A 15,070-nucleotide genomic window follows, 5' to 3' on the forward strand; every position below is an offset into this window, starting at 1 on the left:
ATTTATAACTTTGATATAAATTCAACTATTTTACTACATGCGGTTCCGTCACCGTATGGATTGTGTAACATGCTCATGCTGTTATAAAACACATTATCATTTAATAATTTATTCGTTTTTGAAACTATTTTTTCTGAATTTGTCCCTACCAATAAAACCGTTCCTGCATCTACAGCCTCGGGGCGCTCTGTTGTATCTCTCATAACAAGAACTGGTTTTCCTAAACTTGGGGCTTCCTCTTGTACACCACCACTATCGGTTATAATTAAATAGGATTTACTCATTAACCAAACGAATGCTGGATACGAAATTGGGTTAATTAAATGAATATTTGAAACATCCTTAAGAATGTCATAAACTGGTTTCTGCACATTTGGATTTAAATGAACCGGATAGATTATTTGTGTGTCCTGATTCTCTGAAGCAATTTGTTTTAAGGCATTACAGATATTTATAAATCCTTGTCCATGATTTTCTCGTCTGTGACCAGTTACCAAAATAAGACGCTTTTTGGGATTTAAAATTCCCTTCACCAGTTCGGTTTCCTGATCCTGGAAACTAGCTGAGGATACCTTGGTAATACTATACTGAAGTGCATCAATAACAGTATTGCCTGTGACAAGAATATTTTTTGAACTGATATTTTCGTTTAGTAAGTTGTTTTTTGATGTCTCAGTGGGTGAAAAGTGATAATCTGCAATGCTTCCTGTAACACTTCTGTTAACTTCTTCTGGAAATGGTGCACGTTTATTAAAAGTTCTTAGTCCTGCCTCTACATGACATACTTTAGCTCCCGAGTAAAAGGCGGCTATGCTTGCGGCCATAGTGGTTGTGGTGTCGCCGTGCACATATACATAATCAGGCTTAAATTCTTCTAAAATAGGCTTTAATCCTGTTATGATATCAGCCGTTAAAGAAAATAGATTTTGATTTGGCCTCATTAAATCCATATCAAAATCTGGTGTTAATTCAAAAAAATCCAACACCTGATCAAGCATCTCTCTATGTTGAGCAGTGATACATATTTTGGTTGTGAATTTATCTTGGTTTATTAGAAATTCTTTCACCAAAGGCGCCATTTTAATTGCTTCTGGTCTGGTTCCAAAGATGATAAGGTTTTTCTTCTTCATCAATTAAACTTTATGTCTTTTTAGTAGATTTGATCATTGATGTTTGGGGCAAAAATAGCATTAAATAATTGTTAAGCAAGTATAATAATCAGTCCGTCTTTAAACCGTAAGCTTTCTATTTGTAGATTTATTTATTGTAATTTCTTTTCTCATTTTAACTTAATAACTAAAGTGCTTGGCAGCCGGTTTTATTTAGATAAATAATTTTACCTAAACACAGCGCTTAGTTTTAAGTTTTTTAATTTTATCACCCAAATTTTAAATTTACAATGTCTTAATACCCCAAAACATTATTACCTATTTGTAAAATAATCACATTCAATCCTGATTCAAATACCAGTCATACTGTAATTTTATACCTTCTTCAAGGTTTATCTTATAACTCCAACCCAATGAATTAAGCTTTGTTACATCGGTTAACTTCTTCATGGGACCGTCTGGCTTATCGGTATTAAAAACTAAATTACCTTTAAACCCAACTATTTCCCTAATGGTTTCGGCTAAATTTTTAATGGAAATATCTTCGCCTGTTCCTATGTTAATATGTGTATTCCTAATTTCCTTTTCATCCGAATCGTAGGTGTCTTTAAAATTTCTATTTTCCATTAAAAATACGCAAGCATCCGCCATGTCTTCAGACCATAAAAATTCTCTTTTAGGTTTTCCAGAACCCCAAACCTCAAGGCTATTGGCGGTTACACCAAATTTCGCGAGATACTCCATTGCTTCTTGAACATTTTCTAGGCCCAAATCTTTTAAAACTTCATTGATTTTGTTTTCATTTAACAACTTTGCCAGATGAATTTTTCGTAAAAGTGCTGGTAACACGTGCGATTTTTCTAAATCAAAATTATCATTTGGCCCATATAGATTAGTTGGCATTACTGAAATAAAGTTGGTACCATACTGTAAATTGTAGCTTTCGCACATTTTAATCCCAGCGATTTTAGCGATAGCATATGGCTCATTCGTATATTCTAGAGTATTGGTTAAAAGTGCCGCTTCCTTCATCGGTTGAGCTGCATTTTTGGGATAAATACATGTACTTCCTAAAAATAGTAGTTTTTTTACACCATTTAAATAGCATTGATGAATCACGTTGTTTTGAATCATCAAATTTTCATATAAAAACTCTGCTCTATAGGTATTATTGGCAACAATACCTCCAACTTTAGCTGCTGCTAAAATAACGTATTCCGGTTTTTCTGAAGTGAAAAAATTTTGGACTTCTTGTTGATTGGTTAAGTCTAACTCGGTATGCGTTCTATAGACAATATTATCGTATCCTTTGTTTTTAAGTGTTTTTAGAATAGCACTTCCTACGAGTCCGCGATGACCAGCCAAATATATTTTTGAATTTTTATGCATTATAAATAATTATTCAAAATAATTTTTAATTCTGTACCCACCATCTCTTAAAAACTGCTGCTTCTTCATCAATACCAAATCGCTAGACATCATATCTTCAACCAAATCTTCTAAATTATATTGCGGAACCCAACCTAATTTTTCTTTGGCTTTTGTAGCATCGCCAATAAGTAATTCTACTTCGGTTGGTCGGTAATATTTGGGGTCTACGGCTACTACTTCTCTGCCTATCTCTAATGAATATTCAGGTTTGGAACAAGACTTTATATAGCCCTTTTCATCAACACCTTCGCCCTTAAATTCTAATTCAATGCCAACATGTGCAAAGCTCATTCTAACAAAATCTCTAACCGATGTGGTTGTACCCGTGGCAATTACCCAATCTTCAGCTTGGTCTGCTTGTAGAATCATCCACATCATTCGTACATAATCTTTGGCATGACCCCAATCTCGCTTGGCATCTAGATTTCCTAAATATATTTTTTCTTGTAAACCGAGTGCTATTTTTGACGTTGCTCTTGTAATTTTTCTGGTTACAAAAGTCTCACCTCTAATAGGTGATTCGTGATTGAATAGAATACCATTACAAGCGTAAATACCGTAGGCTTCTCTATAATTTACCGTAATCCAATAAGCGTACATTTTGGCAACGGCATAAGGACTTCGCGGGTAAAAAGGCGTGGTTTCTGTTTGCGGAATTTCTTGTACCTTACCATATAACTCTGAAGTTGACGCTTGATAAATGCGCGTTTTTTTCTCCATACCAAGCAAGCGTATGGCTTCCAAAATACGCAGTGTCCCTAAAGCATCGCAATTGGCGGTGTACTCTGGCATTTCAAACGACACCTGGACATGGCTCATAGCTGCTAGATTATAAATCTCGTCCGGTTGTACCTCCTTAATTATTCTTGTTAGGTTAGTGCTGTCTGTTAAATCGCCATAATGTAGAAAGAAGTTCTGATTTTCTACATGTGGGTCTTGATATAGGTGATCAATTCTGTCTGTATTAAACATTGATGACCTTCTTTTTATACCGTGCACTAGATAGCCCTTTTTCAGTAAGAACTCACTTAAATAAGCGCCATCCTGACCCGTAACTCCCGTGACGAGCGCTGTTTTTTGTTGGATTTTCATTGTTTCAAATTTATAACTGAGCTAGTGATCTACAAATGTATTGCTTTTGTTGTTTAAACCAAACCATTTCGTATATTAAGACTGGATTAGAATTTGGCACTAAGGTATTGTTTTATAGTTGTATCTACACTTTTTTCCCATTTTGATAGTTCAAAATTCAAGTGTTTTATTTTGTCATTATTTAAAACACTAAAGTTTGGCCTTGCAGCTTTTGTTTCATAAGATAAAACAGGATTCACTGCATTGCTTTTAAAAAAGTTAGCAATATAATACGCAAAACCATACCAAGAGGTTTGACCGACAGGTGAAAAATGATAGATTCCAAATTGTTGATTGTCCGTTTTGATTAGGAAATATATAAATTTTGCTAATTCTTCACAGCTGGTTGGGGTACCTATTTGTGTGCTCACAACATTCATAGCTTCCTTATTTTCAATCTTTTTTATGACCGTTTTAAAAAAATTATGCCCATAAATTGAATATAACCATGATGCTCTTATGATAAAGTATGAATTTAAAATACTTGATACAAACTTTTCTCCTTCCAACTTTGACTCGCCGTAAGCATTAATGGGATTAGGTATATCTGTTTCTATATAAGGTGTAGAACTGTTGCCATCAAAAACATAATCTGTTGAAATATGAATTAGTATAACCCCTGTCGCATTGCATGCCAAGGCAAGATTTTGAACTGCTTTTGAGTTAATCTGAAACGCTTGTTCAGGGTTTGTTTCTGCCAATTCAACATTTGTGTAGGCGGCGCAATTTATACAATAATGTATTTGGTTTGAATTAAAAAATAAGTTAAGGTCTTCTTTTTTAGTAATATCTAATTCTGCTTTCGTTTTAAAAATAAAATTAGTAGCATCCTTATTTGAAGAAAATAGTTGCTTTATGGTTAAGGCCAATTGTCCGTTACCGCCTGTTACTAAAACATTGATCATTCCTTTAAATAATTTTCTAAAGTTGGTAGGGATTTATCTTTTTCCGAAATAATTAGGTCATTTGATGGAAAATTCCAGTCAATATTTAAATCTTGATCACTATAAATAATGCCTCTTTCAGCATTTTTATTGTAGTAATTATCGCACTTATAGCTAAATATAGTGTTGTCTTCCAAAACCAGAAACCCATGAGCAAAACCTTTTGGAACAAACATTTGATGTTTATTTTCTTCTGATAAAATGACGGCTGCATACTTAAGATAAGTTTCTGAAGTTGCTCTTAAGTCAACACAAACATCTAAAACGCTACCTTTTATAACTCTGACTAACTTGGCTTGTTCATAATCTCCTACTTGAAAATGAAGACCTCTTAAAACCCCTTTAGATGACTGGGATTGGTTGTCTTGAACAAAATCAATGCCCAATCCTGTATGTTTATAAAAATCGTGTTTATTATAACTTTCATAAAAATAGCCTCGGCTATCTTGAAAGACCAAGGGCTTTAATACAAAACAATCTTTAAGACTTGTTTGTTCTATAATCATATTATTTTAAACTTAGTAGGTAAGTACCATAACCACTTTTTAACAGTGGTTGAGCTAAAGCAGTTAGTTGCGCTTTATTTATGAATCCCATTTTAAAAGCAGCCTCTTCGATAGAACCAATTTTTAATCCCTGTCGTTCTTCAATTACTTGTACAAAATTTGTGGCTTGCACTAAAGAATTAAAAGTACCAGTATCTAACCATGCAGTACCTCTATCTAATATACTTACGCTTAGTTTTCCTCTTTCTAAATAAAATTTATTAATGTCTGTAATCTCCAATTCACCTCTATGACTTGGCTTTATTTGTTTTGCAATATTTACTACTTCATTGTCATAAAAATAAATTCCAGGTACTGCGTAATTAGACTTAGGCTTTTGTGGCTTTTCTTCAATTGAAATAGCTTTACCTGCTTCGTTAAATTCAACGACACCGTAGCGTTCTGGATCTTGGACGTGATAGGCATAAATAATCCCGCCATCTGGGTTATTGTTTGATTGTAGCAACGTAGATAGGCCAGATCCATAAAAAATATTATCTCCTAAAATAAGTGCAACCTTATCATTACCTACAAAATCTTCACCTATTAAAAATGCTTCTGCAAGGCCATTGGGAAACTCTTGAGAGGCGTAATAAAAATCACATCCTAATTGTGCTCCGTCACCTAAAAGTTTTTGAAATAATGGCAAATCCTGTGGGGTTGAAATAATCAATATCTCTCTAATTCCTGCAGACATTAAAGTGGATATGGGATAATATATCATTGGCTTATCATATACCGGCATAAGCTGTTTGCTCACTGCAATTGTGAGTGGATGTAGTCGTGTTCCAGATCCACCTGCCAAGACAATTCCTTTCATATCTTATTGTATTTATTTAGATACCAAGATACCGTTTTTTTTATTCCAGACTCAAAATTTTCATTGGCCTTCCACTCTAAATTATTTTCAATTTTTGAAGCATCTATCGCGTATCTAAAATCGTGGCCCGGTCTGTCAGTAACAAATTTAATAAGTTCTTTATAGGGCTTTCCCTGTGGGATTATCTCATCCAAAACATCGCAGATCTTATGAGCTATATAAAGATTATTTCTTTCATTTTTGCCGCCAATATTATAGGTTTCGCCGGATTGGCCATTTAAAAAAGCCAACTCAATGCCCTTACAATGGTCTGAAACATACAACCAATCTCGAATATTTTTACCATCGCCATAAATTGGAATAGGCTCATTATTGATAGCCTTTCTTATAATGGTTGGAATAAGCTTTTCATCGTGTTGCCTGGGGCCATAGTTGTTGGAGCAATTAGTAGTTACAACATTCATCCCATAAGTGTGAAAATAACTTCTCACCACAAAATCTGATGAAGCTTTTGATGCACTATACGGACTATTGGGAGCGTAAGGGGTTTGTTCTGTGAATAATCCAGTTTCACCTAAGGTGCCATAAACCTCATCGGTACTGATGTGTAAAAATCTATTATTCTCGCAACCAATTTTAGGTTGATGCGGTGCCGACATCCAATAGTTTCTTGCCACATCTATCAAAGTAAAAGTCCCAAACACATTGGTTTGAATAAATGCATTTGGGTTATTAATAGAATTATCTACATGCGATTCGGCTGCAAAATGGATTACGCCATCAAATTTATACCTATTAAATAGCTCTTCAATCAAGTATCGATCGCAAATATCACCTTTAACGAATTTGTAATTTGGTAAATCCTCAATATCTTCTAAATTAGAAAGCTCACCGGCGTAGGTGAGCTTGTCTAAATTTATAAGTTCAATACTTGGATGCTTTTTAAGGAATTCAATAATAAAATTTGACCCTATAAATCCTGCACCACCGGTTATTAAAATGCATTTATGCTTTTTCATCGTATCTTATAACATATTGGTAAAGGCGAATGATTAGGTAAATTAAACCGAGTCCTATAAATCCAAGCACGGGTAAGATTATTACATATTTCATCCAAATAGTCCGATATAGTGACCCTACATCTTGAAAACTAGCTAAGGTGTCAAAATAAACATCCTCTTCAACTTTTTGAGATTCTATATTACTTAGTAATTTTTGAAGCTGAATTTCCTTTTCTAGCAATTCATATTCTTTAGTTACAGTTCTTTCAGAGACAACCGACATTCCGTCCTTAAAAGAGACCATTCCTTTATCAGATTTAGACTCTTCCTCCATTACCCTCATATAAACCTTTTTCAAAGAATCTACTTGTTTAATAGAATTTTGAATCTGTTTCTTTTCTATAGATAGTAACGAATCTCTTTTTTGCATTTTTTTAATTGAATAGGTATTGGTAAACGTACTGTTTAATCCCTCTTCAAGTCTTCTAAAAATATCTTTTTTATATGACCGAACTTCAATTTGAAAAAAATCTCCATTGTATATACTTCTATTTTTTATAAAATCATCGAAATTTACATCTAATTCTTCCGTCCTAACACTGTCAATCGACTTCACATACATGTCATATTCTCTGATTCTGTCATTTTCTGTCTCAGGGCCAGGTGTAATTTCGAAACTTAAAATATCTTTAGCTTCATCTATATCTATATCAAATATATTCTCTAACTGTTTGTAGTCCTTTTCACCAATTAAGGCGTTGTAGTAATTTATGTTTTGGACTAATTGAAATTTTGAGTCAAAATAAGGCTTAACAAGCATTTGCGATCTGTAAATGTCCTTTTGTGATTTTTCTAAAAAAAACCCCAAAACGGCCAAAGATATCATGGTAAAGGCAATGATTTTAATATTCTTAAATATAACTTTTAATACATGAATAATGATGTCATACAAAGCTTTAATAATCGTGCTAAAAAACCTCCCTATTCTATCAAATCCATTTCCTATTAAATTGAAAATTACGATTAAATCTATTTCTTCGTTATTTGAGGAACGAATAGGTTTACTATTGTTTGATTCCGCAGGTAATTTATCACTCATAATTATGTTAGTTAAGAATTTGTTCTATAATTTTTCGGGTTATTACATAGGTTGGTTTTACACCAGTGGTGCCCAAGCCGCCAGAGGCTAAGGTGCTTCCTGTTTCTAGAGGGTTATCACTGGCATAATAGGCATAGCGCACTTTTACATTTTCATTGATACTGCCTCTAATTTTTGAAGCTGACTGTATGGCCTTTTGGTAATGAACACCTTCCATTTCTAGGCCTATCACGTTCCAGGTAGAATCTTTAAAAAATTTAAGGATATCCTTGTTTTGTAAAGAGGTGCCTAAAACGGTTACCATGGTGCCTTCATAAATATCTACGTCACAAGCTTCAAGATCATTTTTAGACAATTCGTTTTTGAACGGATAATTATCTGCCGTTCCTTCAAATATATGCGCCGAAGGAATCATTACATCTCCTTTTTTACCATCTAAAATCCCAGCTTTTCCCATAATTGAAATAGATTCAATATTAAGATATACTTTTTCTCCATTGGCTTTTACAGGCTTTAACAACTCATCAATAGTTTCATAAGCTTGCTCACCAAAAGCATAGTCCATAACAACAATAACCGGTTGTTGTTCGCTTATTAATTTTGGGTCAACCTTTATGTCCAATTTACTTGCGTCAATTTTTGTAATATCAAATATTTGAACGTCTATATTGGTCCCAGAGGCATCGGGGATAAACGTCATTCCTTTCTGCAACGCTTCTTTCTTTACTTTATTGCGCAAAGCTTCATTTTCTTCATTACTCAAAGTTTCGTACAGTTGAAAATTGTGTTGTTTTGGCAAGGTTGATTTAAGAGCATTTGGCGCAAATAAGGTATTCATTACACTGTGCATATTGGCGCTAATTATATGAATAGGGCGCTTTAACATATCCTGCTTTTTTAAAATACTTTTGATGTTATCAGCCCAAATTTCACCGTGAATATGATGACCTAGTCTTTCTCGTAAAACTGGACTGAAGGTGACCGTTCGTTTTTGATCATAAACCAATTCGTCAATCGCCAATTTACCAAGCCAGTATATAATTTCTAAAAATCTCTCGGGCTTTGTTTTAGTAGCGAACTGTGTGTGACTTTGCTTTAATTCGCTAAAGGTCCTGCCTAAAATATTACCAGTATGCGTAAGTGCTATTTCGCGCTCTTGTAAGCTTAACTTTTTACCAGATTTTACCGCTTCTTCTAACTTGATCCAATCTCGAGTGGTTGAACCATCGTCTGAAATCACAACTTTTTTTGCTATTTTATGCGACTCAATGAATAGAAATGTGAGATGCGTAAGTATGTCGTAAATCTCCGATCTGCCTCTAGTGATTTCAATGTTCATTTGTTCGCTATCAATTCTATAGCAATTTCGCCTTCTCTTTGGTGGAATTATGGCTTTAAAATGAGAATTGGAATAACCTTCATCACTCGTGAGGTTTATAAATCTGCACTCTTCAATACCTTCGGGAAGCCTGTCTACAACATATAGCAACCCGTCAAGTTCTGTTTTTTCTTCAGCAATAGTACCGTAAATTTCTGGCCTGAGTAACAAGAGTGATTCTCTTAAAGCATCACCCGAAACACCCATAGGTTTGTAAAAACCGCGATTGAACAAATGTCGCATCGTTATGTACATGCGTTCTATGGCATTTGTACTTTCCTGTGCTCTAGTCCTTCCGGAAGTTCGTTGCTTAGTCATTTCTAATATTTAGCGTGCAAATATACATTTATTTGGTTAATTGTAAACGGTATAAAGCATCAGCAATATTGCGATCGTTAGACAACCTTGGGAGTTTGTTTTGTCCACCCAATTTTCCAACAGACTTCATAAAATCTTGAAATCCGTTACGCTTAATGGTTGTTAATTTTAACTTGGTCAACACCTTACCCACAATTAAATCTTTATAATAACTGTTTTGCTGTTGAAGCGATTTGTCTAAATCAACTATAAATGCTTCTTCATTGCTTGGTGCCTTTTCAAATTCAACAAACCATTCATGATATGGCAATCCCGCATCTGGATTTATTTGTGGCGCTACTGTAAACTCGGAAATTTGAACATTATGGCGCTCTGAAGCTTCTTGAATAGCCTGTTCTACCTCTTTGCCTATCACATGTTCGCCGAATGCGGAAATAAAATGCTTGATTCTACCGGTTACGATTATACGATAAGGCTTTAAACTAGTAAATTGAATAGTATCGCCTACGTTATAAGCCCACAAACCTGCGTTGCTGGAAATAATCATTACATAATTTACGTTCGATTCCACCTCCTTAATGGTGAGACGTTTTGGAGCTTCTGAATAAAATTCGTCAGCCTGAATAAACTCGTAAAAAATTCCTGAATTTAGTAGCAATAACATTCCTTTTTCAGACTGTTTGTCTTGGTAAGCGAAAAAGCCTTCGCTCGCAGGAAACAATTCTAAACTATCAACATTGCGGCCAATTAATTTTTGGAACTTAGCTTTATAGGGTTCAAAGTTTACACCACCAAAAATAAATAGTTCAAAATTCTTGAAAATATCACCTACAGGTTTTTGTTCGCGCTCAATTAACTTTTCAAAATACATTTGAATCCATGAAGGAATACCAGAAATAACCGTCATGTTTTGATTAATCGTCTCGTCTACTATTGCCGAAACTTTGGTTTCCCAATCTTCAATGCAATTTGTTTTCCATGATGGTAGTCTGTTTTTTTGAAGATATTTTGGCACATAATGTGCGACAATACCTGATAATCTTCCTAATTGAATACCGTTTTTAGTTTCTAAAATAGGACTGCCCTGCAGGAAAATCATCTTACCATTAATAAATTTTGTGTTGCCCGTTTCATTAACATAATGAAGTATGGCATCGCGGGCCGCATTAATATGAAACGGCAAGCTATCTTTGGTTATAGGAATGTATTTAGCACCAGAAGTAGTGCCCGATGTTTTAGCAAAATATTTAGGTCTACCTTTCCATAAAATGTCTTTTGATCCCGCAACCGCCTGATCAATATAGGGCTTTAAATCTTCGTAATCCCTAACAGTAACGCGATTCACAAAATCTTCAAAACTATAAATGTCCTCAAAATGATGATCGCGTCCAAATTTGGTATTGGCAGCCGATTTGATCAGGGATTTAAAAACCTTCTCTTGCGTTTTAATGGGATTATTAGACCATTTCTGAGTTTTTCTAACTATGTATCTAGCAAAAGGTTTTGCTAATAAAGACTTGAGTTTACTCATTTATTCGAAATCGATGAAATTAGTTGGATTTACTGGATACCCTTTGCTCCAAAGCTCAAAATGTAAATGGGGTCCAGTGCTGTATTCGCCCGTGCTTCCTGCAAGGGCAATTACTTCCCCGGCTTTCACTAGGTCGCCTTGGGTTTTACTTATAGAAGCATTGTGTTTGTAAACAGATAGTAATTCTTGTCTGTGCTCTATAATTATAACATACCCCGTTTCGGCGGTCCATTCTGCAAAAATTACCGTACCGTCGGCAGTTGCCTTCACTGGTGTGTCTTTAGGGACCACAATGTCTACTGCATAATGTTTGTCTTCAATGCTGTAAGGAGAAGATATTTTTCCGTTTGCTGGCGGAAACAACACAAAGTTTGAAGCGATGGCTTCGGTTTCAAAAATATTGAATTTATCTTCCTTACTCACTTTTTCTCTAAGCAAAGAATCTTCTCGACTTCTTAGCACCATCTCTGTTAATTCGTCTTTTCTAACGGCATCCATAATAGAATCTTTGTTGAAATTTACGGCTGCGACATCACCGGTTAACACTTTTTTAATAGAGGCGTAATATTGTTCATTCAAAGAAATAACGCGATGTAAAGAGTCTGTTTTATAATTGAGTTCTAGGGCTTGTCTTTTAAGTGCGGTTGAAGAATATCCTGGAATAAATTCCCTTAAAGTGGTAAAGGCAATAAGCAAAGTAGTTAAAACGACCAATATAATGGCTGAAAGCGAGACCAAAACAAATACATTGAGTCGCGTGAGTTTGATGGCGAAGCGCTCTTCAAAAGTGTCTTCGTTAAGTATTACCAAACGGTACTTTGAGAATAGTTTTTTAATAAATCGCTTTTTCTCCTTTACTTTCGCCATAGTTGTACAAAATTAAATAAAATAAACGCGTAATAATAGCAATGCTAAAGTTTAGTTGAAAACGTTTAGATTAAACTATAATTGTTAACTTTGCATCAATAAATTTTATAAAAGATGATAGCATCAAGCATATTTTTAGCACTGGGTCCATGGCAAGTTGTACTGATTGTTGTGGCTATTTTATTGTTATTTGGAGGAAAGAAAATTCCCGAATTGATGCGAGGCTTAGGCAGTGGCATTAAGGAATTTAAAGACGCCAGTAAAGAAGACAAAGACGCATCTAAACAAGATGCAAAAAAATAATTAAACTTAACTGTTTTTAAAAGACCAACTTGTTCAAGTTGGTTTTTTTATTTATTTAAATTTAACAGATTCTAAAATGGCTTCTATTTCGTGAACGTAATCCCGCTTTTGTACCGATGGTGCATAAACATAACCTTCGGCCATTAGGTAACGGTTGTTGGCCTTGTCTTCAATGGCGTAATTAACAAATGGTCCACCCATGAAATCGTTTTCCATTCGCCAAATCCCTTTGGTTATTATAGCAGGTTTATTATCTATAGTACCTTTGAATACATAAGGTGAAAAAGCCGTTTCTGTAGTCATATAAGCAGTAGGTTTCTCACCTTCAATATATTTTTGTCCGAAAGCATTTCTAATGCTTATGATATCTACAACAGCACTATCGCCTTGTCGTATACTTTCTAAAGGCACTTGATATAGCATAATATCTAGGGTTCCGGTAGTCAAGGTCTTTCTAATCCAGAAAAAATTATCTTCATTTTTTGCATACCTATAAACCGAAGGAAAATTTAAGGATATACCAAGCTGCTGTTCAATATTGGCGGTTTCTTTAAGTGAAATACCAATGCGTCCTTGCTTTTCTACTAATTCTTGTTTTTTAAAAGCATCCACTATTGTACCTACATTGGTCTGAAGTTGTTCTAAAATTTCAGCTTCATTTTTGCCACCTACAATAACTACTGTTTGAGGTTTAGCAAATAGGTTGTATTCAACAACCGTTTGAGGGTTTTTCCCGACCTCTATTTTTAACACCAATCTATTCTTGGCAGCAAAACCACTAAACACCTCTGGTGGTAATTGATTGATTGAAAACATCGGTTCGTCTTGGGGTAATCCTTCGTATGGCGCAGCGAGTATATCTCTTATGGCGTCACCGATGCTGCCTTCCCAATTATCATTAGAGGTCACTACATTTAGATGGTTAATGTTTCCAGAAGATGCTGAAACTGTTTTTTTGCCAGGCTCCCCTTCTTCACATGAGAAAAAAAGGAAAATAGACATACATGCAATTAAATATTTGGCCATAGACTGATTGATTTAAAAAATTACTGCGATACCACAAGAACCGTACCTATTTTAAGGCTGTTGCTTGACATTCTATTCCATTCTTTTATATTGTCTACCGATACACCAGGGAATTTTTGCGCAATACTCCAGAGTGAATCGCCTTGACTAACCGTGTAAGTTTTTTTTCCTGAGGTGTTTGTTGTGGTTACTGTGTTGGTTACTGTTGCTGGTTTTGTAGCTGCAGTAGTGCCACGGGGATAGATTGTAAGCCGCTGTCCAACTTTTAAATTATTGTTTCTCAGGCCATTCCATTGTTTTATTTGGTTAACACCAACGCTGTATTGTCTAGCAATTTTACCTAAATAATCGCCGCTTTTTACACGGTAAGTTACCTTAGTATCATTGTCGAAAAATTGTGGTAGTGGTTTTTCTCTTTTTTCAAATTGCTCTTTAGCATAAGCATATATAGCTTCCTCATTCGCCACAAATACACCCAAGGCCTCTAAAGGTAGTTCTAAGGTGTAATGCTTGCCTTCAACTTTTGGAATAATATCTAATTTATACGACGGATTTAAAAACTGAATGGTTTCTATATTAAGACCCGTAACTTCAGCAATATGATCGAAAGAAATCATTTGTTTCACATGGACTGTATCTGTTTGGAAAAAGTTAAACTCAGGCTTATTGGGTTTAAAACCGTGTTCTTCTGCGTATTCAAAAACATACATTGTTGCAAGAAAAGCAGGAAGATAACCCGCGGTTTCTCTTGGTAAATTGTGTCTGATATTCCAGTAATTTTCATAACCTCCGGAACGTCTAATAGCTTTGGTTACATTTCCTGGGCCTGAATTATAGGCCGCAAGTGCTAAGTCCCAATCACCAAAAATTTCGTAAAGTTTGGAAAGGTATTTTGCTGCAGCCTCTGTTGATTTTATAGGGTCGCTGCGTTCGTCAACATAACTGCTCACGTCTAAATTGTACATTTTCCCTGTAGTGAACATAAATTGCCACAAACCAGTGGCACCAACTCTTGATTTGGCCTTTGGTTTTAAAGCCGATTCTACTATTGCTAAATATTTTATTTCAAGCGGAATGTCATGTTTATCGAGTTCTGTTTCAAATAATGGGAAATAAAAATGACTCAAGCCCATTAAATTTTGAAGCGAATTGCGTCTTGTTTTTAAAAACCGCTTGATAACCGATTCCAAAGATGGATTGTACTCTACATTAAATGGGGTTCTAGCGTTAAGTCTTGAAAGTCTTGCTTTTAAAGTATCGGTTGATAATTCTGGATACTCAACTTCTTCAAAGTTTAATTGACTCACATCGTTGTAAATAGAGTCAAATGCCTCTAAACTGTAAAGTTCCTTAAACCAAAATTCATCTAACGCCAACGACAGGGAGTCGTCCTTAAAAGTTCTTATATCTATAGAATCTTTTAATGATGGAATACGCTTATCAACAGTTAACTTACCGTCTACAAGGGTGTCTCTTTTTTGAGACTTATCATCGGCTTGGGAATAGGCGGAACAAGAAAAAAGTAAAAACAAAGCAATACACAGAGGCAAATGTTTCATGATGAATA

Annotated in this window: 14 protein-coding genes; 1 reads left to right on the forward strand and 13 read right to left on the reverse strand. The window is 34.9% G+C overall.

The window, feature by feature from the left end; translation table 11 throughout:
• Nucleotides 1-2: 2 nt before the first annotated feature.
• The 11 genes from wecB to V7Z48_RS03175 form a co-directional block, all read right to left on the reverse strand.
• Complete coding sequence (gene wecB / locus V7Z48_RS03125; RefSeq protein WP_334111933.1) at nucleotides 3-1,130, reverse strand: non-hydrolyzing UDP-N-acetylglucosamine 2-epimerase; 1,128 nt, start codon at nucleotides 1,128-1,130, stop codon at nucleotides 3-5.
• A 318-nt stretch (nucleotides 1,131-1,448) separates the two neighbouring features.
• The gene (locus V7Z48_RS03130; RefSeq protein WP_334111934.1) at nucleotides 1,449-2,498 is read right to left on the reverse strand and encodes a GDP-L-fucose synthase family protein; all 1,050 of its coding nucleotides are present in this window, start codon (nucleotides 2,496-2,498) and stop codon (nucleotides 1,449-1,451) included.
• A gap of 9 nt (nucleotides 2,499-2,507) precedes the next feature.
• Entirely contained in the window at nucleotides 2,508-3,632 is a 1,125-nt protein-coding gene (gmd, locus tag V7Z48_RS03135; RefSeq protein WP_334111935.1) for a GDP-mannose 4,6-dehydratase, read from the reverse strand.
• Nucleotides 3,633-3,718: 86 nt separating this feature from the next.
• Nucleotides 3,719-4,576: a dTDP-4-dehydrorhamnose reductase gene (gene rfbD / locus V7Z48_RS03140; RefSeq protein WP_334111936.1), complete on the reverse strand. Its 858-nt coding sequence runs from the start codon at nucleotides 4,574-4,576 to the stop codon at nucleotides 3,719-3,721.
• The gene (rfbC, locus tag V7Z48_RS03145; RefSeq protein ID WP_334111937.1) at nucleotides 4,573-5,121 is read right to left on the reverse strand and encodes a dTDP-4-dehydrorhamnose 3,5-epimerase; all 549 of its coding nucleotides are present in this window, start codon (nucleotides 5,119-5,121) and stop codon (nucleotides 4,573-4,575) included. The genes rfbD and rfbC overlap by 4 nt, the downstream gene beginning before the upstream one ends.
• A gap of 1 nt (nucleotide 5,122) precedes the next feature.
• On the reverse strand, nucleotides 5,123-5,980 hold the full coding sequence (gene rfbA, locus V7Z48_RS03150; RefSeq protein ID WP_334111938.1) for a glucose-1-phosphate thymidylyltransferase RfbA: 858 nt from the start codon (nucleotides 5,978-5,980) through the stop codon (nucleotides 5,123-5,125).
• Entirely contained in the window at nucleotides 5,977-6,999 is a 1,023-nt protein-coding gene (gene rfbB, locus V7Z48_RS03155; RefSeq protein ID WP_334111939.1) for a dTDP-glucose 4,6-dehydratase, read from the reverse strand. The genes rfbA and rfbB overlap by 4 nt, the downstream gene beginning before the upstream one ends.
• Nucleotides 6,986-8,080: a hypothetical protein gene (locus V7Z48_RS03160; protein WP_334111940.1), complete on the reverse strand. Its 1,095-nt coding sequence runs from the start codon at nucleotides 8,078-8,080 to the stop codon at nucleotides 6,986-6,988. The genes rfbB and V7Z48_RS03160 overlap by 14 nt, the downstream gene beginning before the upstream one ends.
• A gap of 7 nt (nucleotides 8,081-8,087) precedes the next feature.
• A complete protein-coding gene (locus V7Z48_RS03165) occupies nucleotides 8,088-9,776 on the reverse strand; it encodes a DUF6909 family protein (protein WP_334111941.1) in 1,689 nt (562 codons plus the stop codon).
• Between the two features lie 28 nt (nucleotides 9,777-9,804).
• Nucleotides 9,805-11,307, reverse strand: a complete 1,503-nt coding sequence (locus tag V7Z48_RS03170) for a GH3 auxin-responsive promoter family protein (RefSeq protein ID WP_334111942.1) — start codon at nucleotides 11,305-11,307, stop codon at nucleotides 9,805-9,807.
• The gene (locus tag V7Z48_RS03175; protein WP_334111943.1) at nucleotides 11,308-12,174 is read right to left on the reverse strand and encodes a M23 family metallopeptidase; all 867 of its coding nucleotides are present in this window, start codon (nucleotides 12,172-12,174) and stop codon (nucleotides 11,308-11,310) included.
• A gap of 114 nt (nucleotides 12,175-12,288) precedes the next feature.
• On the opposite strand from V7Z48_RS03175, the gene V7Z48_RS03180 reads away from it, so the two are divergent.
• Nucleotides 12,289-12,477 carry a Sec-independent protein translocase subunit TatA/TatB gene (locus V7Z48_RS03180; protein ID WP_334111944.1) on the forward strand — a complete coding sequence of 63 codons (189 nt, stop codon included), beginning with the start codon at nucleotides 12,289-12,291 and terminating at the stop codon, nucleotides 12,475-12,477.
• Nucleotides 12,478-12,528: 51 nt separating this feature from the next.
• Here the strand turns inward: V7Z48_RS03180 and V7Z48_RS03185 are convergent, their stop codons facing one another.
• Nucleotides 12,529-13,479, reverse strand: a complete 951-nt coding sequence (locus V7Z48_RS03185) for a DUF4837 family protein (protein WP_334111945.1) — start codon at nucleotides 13,477-13,479, stop codon at nucleotides 12,529-12,531.
• A 44-nt stretch (nucleotides 13,480-13,523) separates the two neighbouring features.
• Entirely contained in the window at nucleotides 13,524-15,062 is a 1,539-nt protein-coding gene (locus V7Z48_RS03190) for a lytic transglycosylase domain-containing protein (protein WP_334111946.1), read from the reverse strand.
• Nucleotides 15,063-15,070 lie beyond the last annotated feature (8 nt).

Source organism: Paucihalobacter sp., assembly GCF_036825875.1.
Classification (GTDB): domain Bacteria; phylum Bacteroidota; class Bacteroidia; order Flavobacteriales; family Flavobacteriaceae; genus Paucihalobacter.

Coding starts and splice junctions, on each gene's coding strand:
- rfbC (WP_334111937.1), bottom strand. CDS start 5,121: ATGATTATAGAACAAACAAGTCTTAAAGATTGTTTTGTATTAAAGCCC.
- V7Z48_RS03165 (WP_334111941.1), bottom strand. CDS start 9,776: ATGACTAAGCAACGAACTTCCGGAAGGACTAGAGCACAGGAAAGTACA.
- V7Z48_RS03170 (WP_334111942.1), bottom strand. CDS start 11,307: ATGAGTAAACTCAAGTCTTTATTAGCAAAACCTTTTGCTAGATACATA.
- V7Z48_RS03160 (WP_334111940.1), bottom strand. CDS start 8,080: ATGAGTGATAAATTACCTGCGGAATCAAACAATAGTAAACCTATTCGT.
- gmd (WP_334111935.1), bottom strand. CDS start 3,632: ATGAAAATCCAACAAAAAACAGCGCTCGTCACGGGAGTTACGGGTCAG.
- rfbB (WP_334111939.1), bottom strand. CDS start 6,999: ATGAAAAAGCATAAATGCATTTTAATAACCGGTGGTGCAGGATTTATA.
- V7Z48_RS03180 (WP_334111944.1), top strand. CDS start 12,289: ATGATAGCATCAAGCATATTTTTAGCACTGGGTCCATGGCAAGTTGTA.
- V7Z48_RS03130 (WP_334111934.1), bottom strand. CDS start 2,498: ATGCATAAAAATTCAAAAATATATTTGGCTGGTCATCGCGGACTCGTA.
- V7Z48_RS03175 (WP_334111943.1), bottom strand. CDS start 12,174: ATGGCGAAAGTAAAGGAGAAAAAGCGATTTATTAAAAAACTATTCTCA.
- rfbD (WP_334111936.1), bottom strand. CDS start 4,576: ATGATCAATGTTTTAGTAACAGGCGGTAACGGACAATTGGCCTTAACC.
- V7Z48_RS03190 (WP_334111946.1), bottom strand. CDS start 15,062: ATGAAACATTTGCCTCTGTGTATTGCTTTGTTTTTACTTTTTTCTTGT.
- rfbA (WP_334111938.1), bottom strand. CDS start 5,980: ATGAAAGGAATTGTCTTGGCAGGTGGATCTGGAACACGACTACATCCA.
- V7Z48_RS03185 (WP_334111945.1), bottom strand. CDS start 13,479: ATGTCTATTTTCCTTTTTTTCTCATGTGAAGAAGGGGAGCCTGGCAAA.
- wecB (WP_334111933.1), bottom strand. CDS start 1,130: ATGAAGAAGAAAAACCTTATCATCTTTGGAACCAGACCAGAAGCAATT.